Below are 19229 nucleotides of genomic sequence, written 5' to 3'. Positions count from 1 at the left end.
CTCTTACCTTTCGCCTTTAACCTTTTACCTTCAAAACCTTATCTTATCCCATAAAAGATCCTGAAGCCCTGGATGTATTTTTTATCGCCGGCGTAGGAGATACCGTAGTCAACACGGAAAATTAAGCGCTGTATGCCTACGTAAAACTCGCGATAATTGCGGTTATTTTTCGTGGTGAGGTAGTTGGCACCGATAATTTCTTCAAGCTTCCACTTTCTTAACAACGGGATATGATTAAATAGTGAACCTGCAAAATTATGTTGGTAATGCGCCTCTAAAAACGCACCGTTGGTACTGTAGGTATAAAAAGGCAGGAAGTGGAAACTACCTACATAGGTAGGATCAAAAGTGGTACCCTGGTTACCTAAAAAGTGGTTATAATCCATGTAGTACAGGTTGTTGTTATTGAAAAAGCCTCCGCCCGATACTTTAAATGATGAATAACCCGAAAGGCCGACACGGATATGGTCCTGCGAGAGATCGACAGAAGCAAAATCGTAATCTACATCCGAGCCAATAATATTTTTAAATCCCTTGCGGTAGTTTACCGTTAAGGTTGGATATTTTGAAGGCAGATTAAACTTGCCGGTGGGCCGTGTTTCATACCGCTGATCAAAAGTAAAAGTAGCCGACGCGTTAAATACAAGCGCCTGATTATCCGGAAACAAAAAAGAATGGTCATCAGCCGGAGTACCCGGCGGAGCTAATGGATTATTTGATGTAAACTGGCGATCTTTAATATCCTTTATCTTGCTAAAAGACGTATTGTAAAGCTGCGAGCGACTTGAATACGACAAACCTCCTTTTAAAAACACGCCGTTTAACACTTCGCGCTGATAGCCGAAATCGCCATAATGGCTTCGGTAATATTTAACATAGTTATTTTCGCTCAGAAGCGTACTCAGCGTGTTGAAATATAACGAACGCGTGCCTACATTGTTAAGATCAAGCACATCGCTGCCAAAATCAGCATAAAACTTAGCGTTATGGAAAGGATCGTTCTTATACTCAAAACCCATGTTGGCGCTAAAGGTCTTATTGGAGAAGCCGTAGCGAACAGCCGGCGTAACGGTTAATGAATGAAAATCATCAATTGTACGGATATAGCTTACCTTTGCGTTAATGCCAAAGCCCTCAACCGTGTTGTAGTAAAAGGTTTGTATAAATGGGAAGATATATAATGAATCCCTGTTGCTTTTATTGCTGGCCGCATAGCCAAAAATCAGGTAACCCGGGTAATTAATATGATTTTTATGATGCTGAAGCGAATCCAGGTAGGCATCCGTCTTTTTATATTCTTCAAAGGCATCCTTTTTTTTGTAATCACGATCCTCAAAAGCGGTTAAAGGTATGGGCCTTGCATCGGCCCAGTAGCCCGGCTTTTTACTATTAGCTACCGTATCAATTTTCAGAATCTCACCGGTAAAAAAGTTATCAGGAAATGTCGGGTTGATTTTGTAGTTATTATAAACAGCGGCGTAATATCCGCCAAATTTAAATCCGAAAACGGCCCCTTTAAAACTGTATTGGGTTGATGCAGGCATCCATACGCTATCGGTTATGGCTACGTATTGCTGCCTGATCTTTAAAGTATCAACCAGGTTGAGGTTACTTGTTTTATTTTCAATAAACAGGTCAACGCTATAAATACGCCAGTCGCCGTCAACAATATAAATATCGCCCTGAAAATACTGACCATGCCCGCGTTTCGGAATCACCTGGATTTTGTGGATGGTATGGCCATTTTCAACAGAAGTTCCCAGCAATTTGTAATTATAAAACCTGGGACCATATGAAGCAACCGGAGAAACAAAGCCACGGGTAGCCAACCCGTTTATAGTAAATACATTCTGGTAAAAATTAGCCTGCAGGTCGGACGCTTTTTTGTAGCCAAATGCTGTGTTCTGGCCAGCCATCCGGTTGGCAATGGTAATCTCCCGTACCTTGTTGGGCTTTTGAAAATTATATTCAGATAGTGATTCGGACTGGTAGAGTATCCCCCTACCGTTTGTATCCAGATCGAGCGTTTTCCTTACCTCCTGCCCCAACAATGATTTAGGTACGCTCAGTAATTTTTGCACTCCTTTGATGTAAACCGCGCAGGAGTACGAAGTAGCTTCCTCAATATAGTACTTGCGTTTTTTTAGCACCTGCTTCATGATGGTATCGGCAGCATCCCGGTTTTTACGATAGGTTTCGGCTACCCTGTTGGTGGCAAATACTTCATCGGCCATTTGTACATTATGCTCCTGGTCATGATCAGCTATGGTAACCTCTTCAATCTTTTCAGTATAACCAACATAGCGATATATGACGTTATAGGTACCGGGGGCAAGTTTAAACTGGTAAATTCCGTTTTCGTTGGCCGTTGTACCATAGGTGGAATTGCGGATATAAATAGAAACAAATGGAATAACCTGTCCATTTTTATCGGTTATCTTCCCTGTTAAAAGTGATTGCTGTGCGGAGGCCCTTATTACGCAAAAAGCAGTGATTAATAGTAGTATATATTTTCTCATATGTTACTTATGGGTAATGTGTTATGGCTTAAAAATGTTTTATTATTCAGTTAATAATTATTTAAGGTTTAATAAACCCTATCAAATGCCCGCGAATGCTTAATTTTGCCCTCTTTAAAACACGCATGCTATGTACAACACACTAAAGCCGGTTTTACAACAGGAGTTAACCGAAATTGAAAACGCCGGGTTATACAAAAAGGAACGGATCATTACTTCGCCCCAGGGCGCCGATATTACTGTTCAGGGCGGTGCCGAAGTAATTAACTTTTGCGCCAATAACTACCTCGGCCTATCGGGTAATGCCAAAGTAGTACAGGCCGCCAAAGATGCCATGGATACGCATGGTTACGGTTTATCGTCTGTACGGTTTATATGTGGTACACAGGACATACACAAAGAGCTTGAAAAAAAGATAGCTGAATTTTTGGGCACTGAAGATACCATACTTTACGCTGCGGCTTTTGATGCCAACGGCGGCGTGTTTGAACCTTTATTTAACGATCAGGACGCTATTATATCTGACGAACTGAACCATGCTTCGATCATTGACGGCGTGCGCCTTTGCAAGGCCCAACGCTACCGTTACAAGCACGATGATATGGCCGACCTGGAAGAAAAATTAAAAGCTACACAGGAGTTACGCCACCGCATTATCGTAACCGACGGTGCTTTCAGCATGGACGGCACCATTGCCCAGTTAGATAAAATCTGCGACCTGGCCGATAAATACAACGCGCTGGTAATGATAGATGAGAGCCATTGCTCAGGTTTTATGGGCAAGAATGGTCGTGGTACGCATGAACATCATAATGTGATGGGCAGGATTGATATCATCACCGGTACATTAGGTAAAGCTTTGGGTGGCGCATCGGGTGGTTTTACATCTGGTCGTAAAGAAATTATTGATATGCTACGCCAGCGCTCGCGCCCGTATTTGTTCTCAAATACTTTGGCACCAGCAATTACCGGTGCTTCAATTGCGGTACTGGATATGTTAAGCGAAACCACAGAGCTTCGCGACAAACTGGAAAGCAATACGCAATACTTCCGTCAAAAAATGACCGAAGCTGGTTTTGACATTAAACCCGGCGTGCATCCGATAGTCCCGGTTATGTTATATGATGCCAAGCTGGCCCAGGAATTTGCAGCCAAAATGCTTGACGAAGGTATTTATGTAATAGGCTTTTACTATCCGGTTGTACCGCAGGGTAAAGCAAGGATCAGGGTACAGATCTCGGCAGCGCATGATATGCACCACCTTGATAAAGCTATCGCAGCGTTTACTAAGGTGGGGAAGGAACTGGGAGTGCTTAAATAACACGCTTAGTTTTTTTTATATTTGTAGATATAATTCCTTTTTATGGAAAGTACAAAGTTAACTTTGAGTGTCAAGGCCGATTCGCTGTCTCTTGTTAAGGAGTATGCAAAACGGCAACACACCAGTGTATCCAAACTGGTGCAGGAGTTTCTTGATGGCATAGCAGAGCAGGAAAAAAAGGACGATCCGATAAAAGAGAAGTATAAAAATGTGGAAATACCTGAATGGATCAAACAACTTACAGGTATAGTGAAGGATCCTAATCCGGATATGAGCTACGATGATATGAAACACGAATATTTCAAAGAGAAATATGGCATATAAACGCCCCTTTCTGGATAGCGATGTTTTACTGGACATGTTTTTAAAAAGGGATCCCTTTTTCTTCCACACTCAGATACTGCTAATTGAGTGCATAAAAAGAAACATCGAATTGCGAACCTCCTCATTGGTAATAGCAAACATAGTTTACGTGTTGAGGAAACAGGTTGGGATATTGAAAGCCAAGGAGAATTTAAAGAATCTGTTTAATTCTGCAAAAGTGTTGCCTTTCGAATTCGATGCAATAGAAACAGCAATATTAAGTGATATCACAGATTTTGAAGATGCCATCCAATTTCACATTGCCCAAAAACATAATTGCGACGCCATCATCACCCGAAATATAAAAGACTATAAAAACTCAACCATACCGGTTTTAACGGCCGAACAATTTTTAAACACATTATAATGCAAGCTCAGATAGACCAATATACCGCCGAGATCAATGCTTTTTCGCCAGCTAATGCTGATGAACTGGAGGCGTTCCGTATTAAATTTTTAGGCACCAAGGGTATTATTAAAGACCTTTTTGAGCAGTTTAAAAGCGTTAGTCCGGAAGAAAAACGCACTTTCGGCAAGGTACTTAACGAGTTTAAACAACTGGCCGAGGCTAAGTATAACGAACTGAAGGAAAATTTAACATCCGACGTCCAAAATTCGAAATCCGAAATCGATCTTACTTTACCCGGCGATGGCTTTACTGTTGGCTCACGCCATCCGTTATCATTGGTGCGTAACGAGATCATCGATATCTTTAAGCGCTTAGGTTTCGTTGTTGCCGAAGGCCCTGAAATTGAAGACGACTGGCATAACTTCTCGGCCCTGAACTTCCCGGAAGAGCACCCGGCACGTGACATGCAGGATACCTTCTTTATTAAAAAGAATAACGGTAAAGATGATATTGCGCTGCGTACCCACACCTCATCGGTACAGGTACGGATGATGGAAGCCGGCAAACCACCGTTCCGTGCAATTATGCCGGGCAGGGTTTACCGTAACGAGGCAATTTCAGCTCGTGCACATTGCTTTTTCCACCAGGTTGAAGGTTTGTATGTTGATGAGAATGTATCTTTCTCTGATCTGAAACAAACGCTTTATCACTTTGTACAGGAGCTTTATGGCGAAGGTACAAGGGTACGCTTCCGTCCGTCATACTTCCCGTTCACCGAGCCATCTGCCGAAATGGATATTTCGTGTACCATTTGCGGTGGTGCCGGTTGTAACATGTGTAAACACAGCGGTTGGGTAGAGATTTTAGGCTGCGGCATGGTTGATCCTAACGTTTTGGAAAACTGCGGTATCGACAGTAAAAAATATACAGGTTTTGCCTTTGGTATGGGTATGGAGCGTATTGCCAACCTAAAATACGTGATCCGCGACCTGCGCCTGTTTTCAGAAAACGACGTACGTTTCCTTAAACAGTTCCAAACTGAAATTTTATGAGGAAACTCACTATAATATTATTGGTAGTTATCGGTTGCTTTTCGTGCGGAAAAGCAACCGATAATGTACCGAGCGTACCTGTTAATTTCCAGGCCGCGTTGGGCACACCGGCATTGAGCCCCCTTAACGTTGCGGGCGGCGCGGTGGCCATTAATGGTTATGGTGTGTCCGGATTGATCATTTACCGTAAAGTGAACGGCACTTATGCGGCCTACGACCGGTGTAGCAGCTATCAGCCCGAAAAAAAATGCGCCGTAACAATTGACAATACAGGCTTTACGGTAACCGATCCCTGCAGCGGTTCAAAGTTTAGCCTGGAAGATGGCACTCCGGTAAAAGCCCCGGCAACAAAGGCATTAAGAACCTATAGGGTAGCTGTTACCCAGTTTGAAATTCAAGTAACTAATTAATGGAAGCCGACAAAATAAAAGATAGTATTAAGCGGGCGGCACAGGAACTTTTCCGCAAATTCGGGTACCATAAAACCAGTGTTAACGAGATTGCCAAAAAGGCAAAAATTGCCAAGGCAACCATCTATAAATACTTCGATAGCAAAGAGGCCGTATTGCACGTACTGCTGATGGACTACATCAAAGCCAGTGTTGACGACCTGGTACAAAGCAATTGGAATGATATTGATGAAGAGGTTTATCTCAACAACCTCATCATGAAAACCTGCCGCCTCTCCTACACCGTTTGTAACGAGTTTATTGGCTGGGACTTTATCCGCGAGTCAACCAATTCGCAGGATTTTTTAAAAAATCTCTCTAATGAGCTGGAAGAATTGCTTATGGCATCGTTTATCCAATTGCCAGGTATCCGCAAGCACGAAACTTATCAGCAGCGCTTACGCTTCCTGATCAAGTGCAGCAAAAGCATCGTGTTTAGCTTTGCCTTTACTTCGGTAAGTGATTCGGACGTGCGCAAGAATTTTGTTTCTTTTCAGAAAGAGATCCTACCTTATCTGGTTAAGGCTGCGGTTTCGGTTTAAGAATACCTTTCAATTAAAAACTACCTAAAGAACGACCTACTTATTGCCGTTGACTAAAGTCAACGGATTAAAGGAGTAAATAGCCGGGCTTCAGCCCAAATCCAAGGTGTATTTCGGCTAAAGCCTTCTGTCTTTCGCAATAATTCCGTCGACTAAAGTCAACGGCAATGAATTTATTTGATAGCTATCTGACCGGCCTTTAAACAGTTTTTGACTATTTGAGTAAAAATTTCTATTTTTTACTTTGAAATACAAAGTACTTTACGCTATATTTGTCTTGGGTTTAACAACGAGCCCCTTCTTTTTAATTATACACTTTGAAATACAAAGTACTTTATATCTAAACAATCATGATAGAGGAACAATCACCAAAACAAACAACATTGGGCTGGCTCAGGGAGTCGGCAACATTTAAATTGATCTTTATCGGGCTATTGGCGCTTTTACTCTTAATTCCATCAGCCTTCGTCCAAAACCTGGTAACCGAACGTGCAGCCAGACAGGGTGAAACGGCCAAAGAGGTATCAGATAGCTGGTCGGCCAGTCAGATCATTAAAGGTCCAATATTGGTTATCCCTTATAAAAAAGGAATAAATATGCCCGACACCGCTAAGCAGGCGCCTATAGAAAACCTGTACATTTTGCCCGACAACCTTCACATTAAGGCAGGCCTTACAACACAGCTTAGGCACCGGGGCATTTTTGACGTGGCGGTATACAATACGCAGGTAAAAGTAAGCGGTAATTTTGCCAGGCTTGATCTCTCCTCACTCGGTATAAATATAAACCAGCTCCTTTTAAACAAAGCAAGATTTGAATTTAGTGTGAGCGACCTGAAAGGTTTGAAAAGCAACCCGGTTATAAAAACAACTCAACCCATACTTGGCGCCGAACCGTCATTTGAATCCGTATTTGGCAATGGTTTGCAAGCCGGTGTTGATCTTTCAGCAATAAACAATAACGAAATTCCATTTGATTTCACGCTTGATTTGAAAGGCAGTGAAGGATTGAGCTTTTTACAAATGGGTAAAACTACCGATGTGCGGGTAAATAGCAACTGGAGCAGCCCGAGCTTTGATGGCAATTTCCTCCCCGATGACGCTAAAGTTGATACCAGCGGCTTTAGCGCCAGCTGGCGTATGATGTATTATAACCGGCCATTCCCACAACAGTGGACCGGTCAGGAAAAAACGTTGGATAACGACAAAAAACTTAAAGATGCCACCTTTGGGGTAAAACTCCGTCTCCCGGTTGACCAGTATCAGAAAACCATGCGTACCAGTAAGTATGCGATATTCATTATCCTGCTCACCTTTATCTCCTTGTTTTTAACCGAGGTTATCCGCAAGCAACCGATACATATGTTCAATTACATACTGATTGGTGCGGCTATGGTTATTTATTATACGTTGCTATTATCGTTTTCAGAGCAGGTTGGCTACAACATGGCTTATCTAATTGCTTCTGTGTCAACCATAGCACTTATATCCGTATTTATATCATCCCTGCTCAAAAACGGCAAGGCGGCGTTACTGTTCGCCTTTATTTTGGCTGTCTTTTATGCCTTCATCTTTGTGATCATTCAACTGGAAGATCTTGCCTTAATGGTTGGTAGTATCGCGCTGTTTATCATTATAGCGGTGTTGATGTACTTTTCGCGCAAGATAAACTGGGATAAAAATTAAGCATTGCATATACCAATCAACAAAGATTTATGAAATCTTTGTTGATTATAAATTAAACCCTATACCGATTTGGTTTTTAGTTTAAAAATTACTATGTTAGCATAGTAATTTTTTATTTTATGAGCCGCGAACTAACAGAACTTTCAGACCTGATTGATGAGCAATTTGAGATAGAAGATATTACCGTTGACGATAATATGGTTAACTATCTGCTAAGTTTATTTGCTTAGAAATCCTGCTTAAGATCGTAACGTCTTTTAAAGGCGACCGGCTTTCTTTTGTCCCTCTCCTCCCATTTTCAGGATTAAATAAATAGGGTTAACTTTGCAGCCTGATGAGTAAAGCTAACAAACCAAAGTTTTTTGAAAACGTACAGATCATTGATATTGCCGAAGAAGGCAAAGGTGTAGGCAAGGCAGATGATTTTGTTCTTTTCGTAGATAAAGCCGTACCCGGCGACATTGCCGATGTACAAGTGTACCGGAGTAAGAAAAACTTCGGCGAAGGCAAGATCACCGAATTAAAACAAGCTTCTGAATACCGCACTACTCCTTTCTGTGAGCACTTTGGCACCTGTGGTGGCTGCAAATGGCAGCACATGACCTATGAGGCTCAGCTTAAATTCAAACAAAAATCGGTTGGCGATGCTTTAAGTCGCCTGGCCAAGATCAACGTTGATGGCATAATGCCTATCGTCCCATCTCCTGCCGACAGGTATTACCGCAACAAACTTGAATTTACATTCTCCAACAAACGCTGGCTTTACGACGGCGAAAACAAAGAAGATGGCACACTGAATATGAATGCCCTCGGTTTCCACATTCCAGGCAGATTTGATAAAATATTAGATGTAAACCATTGCTATCTGCAGGCCGAGCCCTCCAACAGTCTGCGTAACGAGATCCGTGATTTTACCATTCAACAGGGTTATACGTATTACGATCTGCGTAATCACAGCGGTATGCTCCGCAATTTGGTTGTACGCACCTCATCAACCGGTGAGATCATGGTTATTGTGGTTTTCGCTTACGCGGAACAAAGCGAGATCGATAACCTGATGAGCCATATTGACGCTCGTTTCCCGGAAATAACTTCATTGTTATATATCGTAAATCAGAAAAAGAACGATACTATTTTTGACCAGGATGTTGTAGCCTTTAAAGGCCCCGAATATATCCACGAGGAAATGAATGGCATCAAGTTCCGTATAGGGCCTAAGTCATTTTACCAGACCAACTCTGTACAGGCACTCCGTCTGTATGAAATAACCCGCGATTTTGCGGGTTTTAAAGGCGATGAACTGGTTTATGACCTTTACACGGGCGCCGGCACCATTGCCAACTTTGTTGCCGGTCACGTGCGTGAAGTTGTTGGTGTTGAGTATGTACCAACTGCTATTGAAGATGCTAAGGTAAATTCGGCCATTAACAATATCACCAACACCAAGTTTTATGCGGGTGATATGAAAGATGTATTGGTGGCCGATTTCGTAGCTGAGCATGGCAAACCGGATGTGATCATTACCGACCCACCACGTGCAGGCATGCACCCTGATGTAGTAGCCCGCTTAATGGAAATTGAAGCCCCTAAAATTGTTTATGTAAGCTGCAATGCCGCCACCCAGGCCCGTGACTTGCTGGTGCTAAAAGAAAAATATGATACGGTTAAAATTCAGCCGGTAGATATGTTTCCGCATACCCAGCACGTAGAGAACGTGGTGTTGCTTGTTTTGAGAAGCATATAGTTCATGGTTGAGGTTCATAGTTATCGGCTTGCGGATAATTGAATCTTAATCAAAAAACCGGTGTAATCCCCTAAAAAAATCAACGAAATCAGCGTAATCAGCGTAATCAAAAAAATCAACGGTCATGAACCCTGAAGAACTGCTTAACGAAGGAAATGAACGCAACAAACCGGCGGCCGATAGTCCACTGATAAGTTTGGAGCGCGACCTAAAATATTTTAACGAGTCAATTAAAGAGGTATCTGAGGAGATCATGAACGAAGGTCTTTCTTCCTACCCTATTTTTATAGCTCATCAGCACGAACTTAGTTTAGGCGAATTAATCCTTGATCGTCATGATTTAAACTCGGAATGGAGCATTCATGCTTCTACATTGGAAGAATTTGTAGAACGAGACGTTATAAAGCCTGTACTGAAAGAACGCTTTATTAACAGCTACAAAGATCCGTACCAATTTATGTGCGTATTTGTAGTGGTTCCCGAAGGCGCAAACTTTGTGTTTTTCCCTTACGCTAAGTAAGTTTTATTTATATAAATTTGAGACGTGCGGCCCCTTCTCCCGAAGACGCAATATGGAATGGACTATTTTAGTTAAATCCTGCTTCCGCATAAAAGCTCCTTTAAAAAGAGCAATAAATAATGCTGATAAAAATGCCTGAAAAAAAGCTTCTCATACTAAATAAGCAACAGATCCAGCAAAAGCTCGACAGGATGGCCTACCAGATACTGGAGGATAATTTTGACGAGAATGAAATACTGATAGCCGGTATTCTGCCACGCGGTAACCACATTGCCGAACGCCTGAAAACCATACTTGACGGTATTGCGCCTTTCAAAAGCCGTATCATCACCATCGAGCTCGAAAAACAAAGCAGCAGCCTGAGCGCTAATATTGATTTTGAGGTTGAGGAATGCAGCAATAAAGTAGTGATACTGGTTGATGATGTACTAAACAGCGGTAAAACCCTTGCTTATGGCTTTGGTGTGTTTTTAGATGTTCCGCTCAAGAAACTTCGTACCGCGGTATTGGTTGACCGTAATCATAAAAGCTTCCCTATCACTACGGATTTTGCCGGTGTGGCCCTTTCAACCGTTATTAAAGAACATGTTGATGTAGTGCTTGATGAAGAAGATGGCGAAGAGGATGCGGTTTATTTGAGGTAAGATTATTAAATTTGTTTATAATCTAAAAACATGTCAATAGCTGAAATAAAACAAACCAAATCAAACCTGATTGCATGGATTGAGCAGCTTTCTGACTCAAATCTGCTTGCCTTTTTGGATAGTATAAGGAGTTCAAAATCTGAGGGGGATTGGTGGGAAAATTTGTCTGAGGCACAAAGAACGCATATAAATGAAGGTGTTGATGATGCTGAACAGGGAAGAACTATTTCCTCCGCAGAGTTTTGGAATAGATTAAAAAATGGGTAAAGACCAGTTAGTCCGTATCAACTATACGAATCGCTCAATATCAGATGCAGAGGCCATCAAAAATTACCTATTATATAAATTCACTCAACGGGAAGTTGACAAATTTTTTCATCTCCTTGAGATTTTTGAAAGCGTAATTCTAACTTTTCCAGAATTATATCCTAAAAGTTCAATTAATAAAAAGGTGCACAGAGCTGTTTTAAGTAAACAGCTCTCTGTTTTCTATACCACAAGCAAGTACAAAATTTCTATTGTGGCAATATTGGATAATAGGATTAGTACTTCTAAGTGGCCGTAACCCCCAACGCCTCTTCCAGCTTCTCAACCGACATATCAATCCCTTCAACAATATTTGTTGCCTGCAGATAAAAGCCTTCGCGTTCGGCCAGTTTGCCTGTTATAAATTCAATCAGTTCATCACCTTTTTTCCCTTGCAATACCGGACGTATTGTTTTGCTGTTCTCCAGCCTGTCGGCCAAGGTTTTGGGAGATAGTTTTATGTAGAGGGTTTTACCGTTGGCATTCATCCAATCCATGTTATCAAAAAAACAGGGCAATCCTCCACCGGTTGATACCACCGTATTTTCGGCATATTCAGTTTCTTTCAATACCTGCGATTCCAGCTTACGGAATGCATCTTCACCAAATGAGGAAAAATATTCGGCTATGCTCATGCCTGCTTTGGCTTCGAGCACATGGTCAAGATCAATAAATTCATAGCCCCATTTGGCGGCCAGTTTGCGGCTCCAGGTTGTTTTGCCACACCCCATAAAGCCCACAATAAAATATTTCATAAAAATTTCTTCAGCTTAATTTTACCCGAGGGTCAATCCAAACATAGATAACATCCACCAGGATACTGATCACTACAAATATAAACGCGATAAACAATATAGAGCCCATCACCACCGGAAAATCCGACATTTCCAAAGCATCAACAGTAGCTTTACCTAATCCGTTATAACCAAAAATGTATTCCACAAAAAACGAACCTGCCAAAAGCGACGCAAACCAGTTGGCAATGGCGGTAATTACCGGGTTCATGGCATTTTTAAGTGCATGACGGTAAATAATCGTCCGGTTACTTAATCCTTTCGCTTTGGCAGTTCGGATGTAATCCTGCCCCAAAACATCAAGCATCGCATTACGGGTAAGCTGCACAATAATAGCCAATGGGCGCAAACCCAAAGTAATTACCGGCAGTACCAGATTTTTCAGCGTAATCACCTCCCCTTTAAAAGGATCATAGCTATATAAACTGCCCGACATATTTAAATGCGTGTAATTACTTAGCACAAAACCAAAGATCCAGGCAATGATAATCCCGGCAAAAAAAGAAGGGGCAGAAATGCCCAGTGTTGAAAAACTAATAGCCAGTTTATCAATCCAGGTATCTTTATTAACCGCGCTTGCCACGCCCAAAAAAACACCGATAATGATAGCGAAGATCATAGCAGCCGCGGCAAGCACCAGTGTATTCGGGATTACTTCCATCAATAATGAAGCTACATCTTTACGGGTTTGGTATGAACGCCTTAAATAAGGCCATTTCAACGCCAGCACTTTGCTTTTGCTCACCGGGAATAGTTTTACATAGCCGTAGCGCTGTTGCTCGTCAGCCGTATTAAGATGGATCCCTAATGGGGAAAGATCATTCAGATAATAGGCGAATTGCACCGGGACTGGTTTATCCAGCCCAAACTCTTTGCGTACGGCCTGAAGCGATTGTACGTCGGCACGCTGCCCCTGGGTCATACGGGCAGGGTCTACAGGTAAAATATTGAACAGGAAAAAAACAACAAACACTACCCCCAGCATTACTGCCAGCCCGTACATTAATTTGCGGAGCAGGTAGGGGATCATTTTGTTATTTCTGCAAGTATTCCTTTACTATGTCTTCGTATTTAGGCACCGAATGATAATGCCACTTATTAATAACGGTGCCATTCTTAATTAACAAAACGCCCGGATTGGAACGCACCATTGATTTCAGCGGAACACCGTCTGCATAAAAGATTTCGCTGATCAGTTTATGCTCTTTGGCAAACGCTTTGGCATCGGCTGCGGAATTTGAGGTGAGCAGTACGGTACGGATATTATAATTATCAGTCAAATTAATGGCCAATGCGTTTAAGCGATTGATCGCATCTTTATCTGTTTCGCTCAAATCATAGGCTATAATGAACAGGCTATAAAAAGGGCTCGAAAGTAATTCTTTGGTATAATCGTTCCGCTGTTCATCCTGGATAGCAAGGTCACGAATTTTAGGCTCATATCCCTTTTTTACCAGGCGGTTTTCCGGGTCACCAACAACTTCCCAACTGGCGTCCTTCCAGATATTACTTTTAAGGTATTCCTTATCGTTCATCACCCTGGTAGCGCCAGTCTTTTTGTTTTTGAGGTGATAGGTAAGTTCAAACTCGTCAAGAGGTGCACCAGGCGGAATCTTCATTTCATCGGGCAGGTTAGCACCTATTTTGTATGGCAAAAAATCAATGACCGGCGAAAAGTTGTAGGTGTATACGCCGAAGCCAACCGAAACTACGGCAGCGCAGATCAGCCACTTATCGCCAACCTTCGCGCTAAATAATGGCTTAATTTCTTTGCGCTTTACAAACAATACCAGCACCAAAGCCAGCAAAACCATATCCTTACTGAAGGACTGCCATGGTGTTAAGGGAATAGCATCGCCAAAGCAGCCGCAGGTTTGCACCACTTTAAAAAAGGCCGAGTAAAAAGTTAAAAAGCCAAAAAAGATGATCAGTAATAACAATCCCCAGGCAACCTTAACAGCGCGGGCACCAATGAGCAAGGCGAAACCCAGCAACATTTCAAGCGCGCATAACACAATAGCCATCGTAAGCGCAAGCCCATTGAGGAAAGTTATATGAAAAACCTCAAAATACTCAACCAGCTTATACGAAAAGCCCAGCGGATCATTGGCTTTAATCGCTCCCGAAAATATAAACAACAAGCCCACCAATAAGCGTGGGATCCATATTACAGCGCTATTTGATGATGTATTTTTCATAAGCTTTATTTGCCCAGATGTATATTAAGCTTGATCAGCGCGAAAACGGCATAGTTCAGCATATCCTGGTAGTTGGCTTTTACACCTTCTGAAGCTTCTGTAAGGCCTTGATTATCTTCTATCTGTTTTACGCGGAGCAGTTTCATCAGTATCAGATCTGTCAATGAACTGATGCGCATATCGCGCCATGCTTCGCCGTAATCATGATTTTTGGCAAACATCAGTTCTTTGGTTTCATTCACCTTCTCGTCAAACATCTGGCTCACATGATCAGGGTTAAGCTCGGTCGACATTTCGGGGCCGCATTCCAGCTGCATCATGGCTATCACACAATAGTTAACAATGCCGATGTATTCGCCGGTGATATCATCGCCCACTTTTGAAATTTTCTTCTCTTCTAAAGTGCGGATGCGCTGGGCCTTGATAAAAATCTGATCGGTAATGGATTGCGGACGGAGGATACGCCATGCGGTGCCGTAGTCGCGGGTCTTTTTCATGAAAAGGCCTTTACATATATTAATTACGCCTTCGTATTCTGCTGCTGTATTAGTCAAAAGATGATGTGTTTTGTTTGTTGTAATGTTGTAAAGCTTAAATGTTGGGAGGTTTTGAAGCCTGCGCCTGTAAAGTTAGTTAACTTTGCCGTATTATAACTTTGCAACACTTAACTAACCGTGACTAAAAATACATTTTTCCGTAAAAAAGTTACACTTAATGCCGGGGGCCGATTGATTGATCTTTCATCGCCAAAAGTGATGGGCATTATCAATATCACACCCGACTCCTTTTTTGCCGATAGCCGCAAACCCGGCGTTGATGAAGCCCTATTTCAGGCGCAAAAAATGCTCGCTGATGGTGCAACGTTTTTAGACATTGGCGCGTATTCATCACGCCCCGGAGCGGTTGATATTTCGGTTCAGGAAGAAACGGACAGGTTATTGCCTGTTGTTGAAGCTATTGCTGCCCAATTCCCGGAGGCTATTATGTCGATAGATACCTTCCGGGCAAAGGTTGCCGAAGCGGCTGTAAAAGGCGGCGCACATATTATCAATGATATATCAGGCGGCATGCTTGATGGTGATATGTTTGCTACTGTTGCCCGCCTGCAGGTGCCTTATATCTTGATGCATATGAAAGGCACTCCGCAAACCATGAACCAACTGGCCGAATATGACGATGTATTTGGTGAGGTGTTTGATTATTTTATCTCGAAATACAGCGAATTAAAACGCCTTGGGGTACATGATGTGATCCTTGACCCAGGTTTCGGCTTTGCTAAAAAAGCGGAGCATAGTTATGAACTGATGAGCCGGATGAATGAGTTTAATATGTTGGGTTTACCTGTGCTTACTGGTATCTCCCGTAAAAGGATGATCTACGGTTTATTGGGGAATACGGCGAAAGAGGCGTTGAATGGTACTACAGCTTTAAATACTATTGCATTGACGAAAGGTACCAATATTTTGAGGGTACATGATGTGAAAGAGGCCGTGGAGGCGGTGAAGATTTGGGAGGCTTGTAAAAGTTAAAATTCGGCGGCCGGGAGGCCGCTTGATAGTTTGGCACTCGGCGAGAGCCGAGCGCCGGCCTTTTTTATTTTAATTTTTTATCAACTTAACGCTGACGCTCGGCTCCTGCCGAGTGTCGACTATTTCGCGGCCTCCCGGCCGCCGCAGCCCAAACAATTAACTGCTACTCGTCAACCTTAAACACAGAATCAGGGTTAGCGCTACTATACACATAAGCTACAGGATCGTTCACAATCATAGCTTCAACAGGATTATTGTGAATATAATCTGCCTTCTGATCAAACACTTTTACTGTTATCAGCTCGGTAGGATGCGTTGTCTTTTGCCAAAACTGATATTCACTATTTTGCTGAGTAGCATTTGCATAATATCTGAACATATAATGCAGCCATTCTTTTCTGCTTTCCGTATGGCTATCAGTTATCAATGCTATAATACGCTTAGCTGTATAACTTTTGAGGTCTCTTATAATTTGCGGAAGTTTTGCTTCCTCAGATTCAACTATGAGATGAATATGGCTAACCATTATACAATAAGCATACACCTTTAAGCCCTTGTTTTTTCTGCAAAATTCCAGGTTATTTAAAAACTCTTCGCAATATTCAGACCGGGTGAAAACATCTATCCAGCCAACTACCGTGAGGGTTACAAAAAACGGGCGATCTGTATTGGCTTTTCTGAATTCTGACATGATTTAGGCTTATTTGCGCTACGGCGGCCGGGAGGCCGCTTGATAGTCGACACTCGGCTGGAGCCGAGCGTCAGCGTGTTTGTTTATTTATTTTATTTCTATTTTCCCGCCACCGCTCGGCTCCAGCCGAGTGGTAACTATTCCCAGGCCTCCGGCCTGCGTTAACCTTTTTCTTTTTGCTTCTTAATTCTTAAAGTCCTGATTCTGAAAAGCCCCTTCCATCGTTTTCAAAATAGCATCAACATATTCCCGGTCATTAGCCAGGCGTGGTACCTTATGCTGGCCGCCTAATTTTCCTTTTTCCCTCATCCAGTTAAAGAAAGTACCATCAGGTGCGCGACGAACTATCGGGCGGCGAAGGGCAAGGTCTTTAAAACGTTTGGCGTCATAGTCGGAGTTGATGCGGCGCAGGGTTTCATCCAACAGGTCAACAAAACGCTCAAACTCGGCCGGTTTCTTTTCAAATTCAATAATCCACTCATGGGCACCGCATTCATTGCCGTTAAAATATACGGGAGCTGCGGTGTATTCCCTGATAATGGCGCCTGTTTGCGAGCAGGCTTCGTCCAATGCACGTTCGGCATTGTCAATGATTACCTCCTCGCCAAAGGCATTGATAAAATGTTTGGTACGACCCGTGATCTGGATCCTGAATGGCGAAAGCGACGAAAACTTAATGGTATCCCCTATCATGTAGCGCCACAGGCCCGCATTGGTTGATATGATGAGCGCGTAGTTTTTGTTTAGTTCCACCTCATCAAGAGTAAGTGTTTCAGGGTTTTCATCGTGAAGGTTTTCGATGGGTAAAAACTCGTAAAAAACACCGTAATCAAGCATCAGCAGCATATCGCCGGGCTCTTTGGTATCTTGTATGCCAAAGAAGCCTTCGGAAGCGTTATAATTTTCGAGGTAATACATATCCTCATGAGGGATAAGCTTTTTAAACTGCTCGCGGTAAGGTGTAAAATTCACCGCGCCATGGAAATACATTTCCAGGTTGGGCCAAATTTCAAGCAGGTTATTTTTGCCGGTGATCTCCAGGATGCGTTTAAACAACACCAGGTTCCAGGTGGGTACGCCGCTGATACTGGTAACATTAACATCCTTAGTAGCATGGGCTATCTTCTCAATCTTTTCCTCAAAATTTTCGAGCAGGGCAATGTCTAAATGCGGTGTACGGTGAAACTCGGCCCACATGGGCAGGTTTTTCATGATCACCGCCGAAAGATCTCCAAAGGAAGTATCCGGACTTAGCTGACTGATCTGGTGACTGCCCCCGAGCGTCAGGATTTTCCCCGTAAACATACGGGCGTTAGGCTGATTATTGAAATAAATGGTGAGCAGGTCCTTGCCACCTTTAAAGTGGCATTCTTCCAACGCTTCTTCACTTACCGGGATAAATTTGCTCCTGTCGCTGGTAGTACCCGATGATTTCGCAAACCAGCGGATCTCTGAAGGCCACAGCACATTTTTTTCGCCTTTAAGCATCCGCTCAATGTAAGGCTTTAACGTATCGTAATTTTGTATGAGGACGCGCTCCTTAAACTGGCCCAGATTTTCGATACTTTTATAATGGTGTTTTTTGCCCCACTCCGTGTTTTCAGCAACCGATACAAGTTGCTCAAACCATTCTTCCTGCACTTCATTAGGGTACTTCATAAAAAGCTCTATCTGGTGGATACGCTTTTTCATGAACCAGGTAAATACGGAGTTAAAGAGGGTCATAGGGTTATTATTGAGGAAAAACCTTTCTTTTAAGCACAAAGTTTGCCCCAAGATACACTTTCCTCACCATTTCATTCTCAGCCAATACCTCGGGCACGCCTGATTCTAATATTTTACCTTCAAAAAGCAGGTATGCGCGGTCGGTGATCGATAGCGTTTCCTGCACGTTGTGGTCGGTTATTAATATACCGATGTTGCGGGTACGCAGTTTGGCCACCATCGCCTGGATCTCCTCTACCGCAATCGGGTCAACCCCTGCAAAAGGCTCATCCAACAGGATAAAGTTTGGCTCGGCAGCAAGCGCGCGGGCAATTTCTGTGCGACGGCGCTCACCGCCCGATAACAGGTCGCCCCGGTTTTTACGCACTTTGTGCAAGCTAAACTCATCGATCAGCTCTTCCAGCTTATCTTTTTGCTTTTCTTTAGACATATCGCCCATTTCAAGCACCGCCTTAATATTATCCTCAACCGAAAGCTTCCTGAATACCGAGGCTTCCTGCGCCAGGTAGCCTATCCCTTTTTGGGCACGGCGGTACATCGGATCTTGCGTTATGTCCTGATTATCCAGGTGAATAGTACCTTCATTAGGTTTTATCAAACCTACTATCATATAAAATGATGTGGTTTTACCTGCGCCATTAGGCCCAAGTAAGCCAACAATTTCACCTTGTGCCACATCAAAAGACACGTCGTTAACAACGGTACGCTGCTTGTATTTCTTAACTAAATTATCTGCTCTTAGTATCATTTTTTGTCTGAACCATGATTTCCGGGATTCATGGATTACCCTGATTACCT

Annotated in this window: 20 protein-coding genes; 12 read left to right on the top strand and 8 right to left on the bottom strand. The window is 42.8% G+C overall.

Annotation, left to right across the window (positions count from 1 at the left end):
* Nucleotides 1–38: 38 nt before the first annotated feature.
* Nucleotides 39–2519: a DUF5686 and carboxypeptidase regulatory-like domain-containing protein gene (locus BLS28_RS21410; protein WP_091172175.1), complete on the bottom strand. Its 2481-nt coding sequence runs from the start codon at nt 2517–2519 to the stop codon at nt 39–41.
* A gap of 130 nt (nt 2520–2649) precedes the next feature.
* Here BLS28_RS21410 and kbl point away from each other — a divergent pair, with 130 nt between their 5' ends.
* From kbl to BLS28_RS21355, 11 genes are all read left to right on the top strand, one after another.
* Complete coding sequence (gene kbl / locus BLS28_RS21405; RefSeq protein WP_091172173.1) at nt 2650–3840, top strand: glycine C-acetyltransferase; 1191 nt, start codon at nt 2650–2652, stop codon at nt 3838–3840.
* A 42-nt stretch (nt 3841–3882) separates the two neighbouring features.
* Nucleotides 3883–4164 carry a DUF6364 family protein gene (locus BLS28_RS21400; RefSeq protein WP_091172171.1) on the top strand — a complete coding sequence of 94 codons (282 nt, stop codon included), beginning with the start codon at nt 3883–3885 and terminating at the stop codon, nt 4162–4164.
* A complete protein-coding gene (locus BLS28_RS21395) occupies nt 4154–4570 on the top strand; it encodes a type II toxin-antitoxin system VapC family toxin (RefSeq protein ID WP_091172169.1) in 417 nt (138 codons plus the stop codon). Before BLS28_RS21400 ends, BLS28_RS21395 begins: the two co-directional genes overlap by 11 nt.
* Complete coding sequence (gene pheS / locus BLS28_RS21390; RefSeq protein ID WP_176844531.1) at nt 4570–5604, top strand: phenylalanine--tRNA ligase subunit alpha; 1035 nt, start codon at nt 4570–4572, stop codon at nt 5602–5604. Before BLS28_RS21395 ends, pheS begins: the two co-directional genes overlap by 1 nt.
* A complete protein-coding gene (locus BLS28_RS21385) occupies nt 5601–6014 on the top strand; it encodes a Rieske (2Fe-2S) protein (RefSeq protein ID WP_091172165.1) in 414 nt (137 codons plus the stop codon). Before pheS ends, BLS28_RS21385 begins: the two co-directional genes overlap by 4 nt.
* Nucleotides 6014–6595 carry a TetR/AcrR family transcriptional regulator gene (locus BLS28_RS21380; protein ID WP_090534155.1) on the top strand — a complete coding sequence of 194 codons (582 nt, stop codon included), beginning with the start codon at nt 6014–6016 and terminating at the stop codon, nt 6593–6595. The genes BLS28_RS21385 and BLS28_RS21380 overlap by 1 nt, the downstream gene beginning before the upstream one ends.
* Before the next feature lie 350 nt (nt 6596–6945).
* Complete coding sequence (gene creD, locus BLS28_RS21375) at nt 6946–8280, top strand: cell envelope integrity protein CreD (protein ID WP_091172162.1); 1335 nt, start codon at nt 6946–6948, stop codon at nt 8278–8280.
* Between the two features lie 334 nt (nt 8281–8614).
* Nucleotides 8615–10024 carry a 23S rRNA (uracil(1939)-C(5))-methyltransferase RlmD gene (gene rlmD, locus BLS28_RS21370; protein ID WP_091172160.1) on the top strand — a complete coding sequence of 470 codons (1410 nt, stop codon included), beginning with the start codon at nt 8615–8617 and terminating at the stop codon, nt 10022–10024.
* 124 nt (nt 10025–10148) lie between these two features.
* Entirely contained in the window at nt 10149–10544 is a 396-nt protein-coding gene (locus BLS28_RS21365) for a hypothetical protein (RefSeq protein WP_091172158.1), read from the top strand.
* 131 nt (nt 10545–10675) lie between these two features.
* A complete protein-coding gene (locus tag BLS28_RS21360; RefSeq protein WP_091172302.1) occupies nt 10676–11188 on the top strand; it encodes a phosphoribosyltransferase family protein in 513 nt (170 codons plus the stop codon).
* 30 nt (nt 11189–11218) lie between these two features.
* Nucleotides 11219–11455: a hypothetical protein gene (locus BLS28_RS21355; RefSeq protein ID WP_091172156.1), complete on the top strand. Its 237-nt coding sequence runs from the start codon at nt 11219–11221 to the stop codon at nt 11453–11455.
* Between the two features lie 284 nt (nt 11456–11739).
* On the opposite strand, the gene BLS28_RS21345 is transcribed toward BLS28_RS21355, so the two are convergent.
* From BLS28_RS21345 to BLS28_RS21330, 4 genes are read right to left on the bottom strand one after another with little or no spacing between them, the layout of a single operon-like run.
* The gene (locus BLS28_RS21345; protein WP_091172152.1) at nt 11740–12249 is read right to left on the bottom strand and encodes a shikimate kinase; all 510 of its coding nucleotides are present in this window, start codon (nt 12247–12249) and stop codon (nt 11740–11742) included.
* 10 nt (nt 12250–12259) lie between these two features.
* Nucleotides 12260–13318, bottom strand: coding sequence for an ABC transporter permease (locus tag BLS28_RS21340; RefSeq protein ID WP_091172149.1), 1059 nt, complete (start codon nt 13316–13318; stop codon nt 12260–12262).
* 4 nt (nt 13319–13322) lie between these two features.
* On the bottom strand, nt 13323–14486 hold the full coding sequence (locus BLS28_RS21335; protein ID WP_091172146.1) for a BT_3928 family protein: 1164 nt from the start codon (nt 14484–14486) through the stop codon (nt 13323–13325).
* Nucleotides 14487–14491: 5 nt separating this feature from the next.
* Nucleotides 14492–14983 carry a DUF1599 domain-containing protein gene (locus tag BLS28_RS21330; RefSeq protein WP_090534301.1) on the bottom strand — a complete coding sequence of 164 codons (492 nt, stop codon included), beginning with the start codon at nt 14981–14983 and terminating at the stop codon, nt 14492–14494.
* A gap of 177 nt (nt 14984–15160) precedes the next feature.
* Here BLS28_RS21330 and folP point away from each other — a divergent pair, with 177 nt between their 5' ends.
* Entirely contained in the window at nt 15161–16015 is an 855-nt protein-coding gene (gene folP / locus BLS28_RS21325) for a dihydropteroate synthase (RefSeq protein ID WP_091172145.1), read from the top strand.
* Nucleotides 16016–16178: 163 nt separating this feature from the next.
* Here the strand turns inward: folP and BLS28_RS21320 are convergent, their stop codons facing one another.
* From BLS28_RS21320 to lptB, 3 genes are all read right to left on the bottom strand, one after another.
* A complete protein-coding gene (locus BLS28_RS21320; protein WP_091172143.1) occupies nt 16179–16706 on the bottom strand; it encodes an REP-associated tyrosine transposase in 528 nt (175 codons plus the stop codon).
* A gap of 183 nt (nt 16707–16889) precedes the next feature.
* Nucleotides 16890–18431: a GH3 auxin-responsive promoter family protein gene (locus tag BLS28_RS21315; protein WP_091172141.1), complete on the bottom strand. Its 1542-nt coding sequence runs from the start codon at nt 18429–18431 to the stop codon at nt 16890–16892.
* Nucleotides 18432–18438: 7 nt separating this feature from the next.
* Complete coding sequence (gene lptB / locus BLS28_RS21310; protein ID WP_091172299.1) at nt 18439–19179, bottom strand: LPS export ABC transporter ATP-binding protein; 741 nt, start codon at nt 19177–19179, stop codon at nt 18439–18441.
* Nucleotides 19180–19229 lie beyond the last annotated feature (50 nt).

This window comes from Mucilaginibacter gossypii (assembly GCF_900100945.1).
In the GTDB taxonomy this organism is placed as follows: domain Bacteria; phylum Bacteroidota; class Bacteroidia; order Sphingobacteriales; family Sphingobacteriaceae; genus Mucilaginibacter; species Mucilaginibacter gossypii.
Note: the sequence above shows the minus strand (reverse complement) of the source record. Positions and strands in the feature narration are given on the sequence as shown.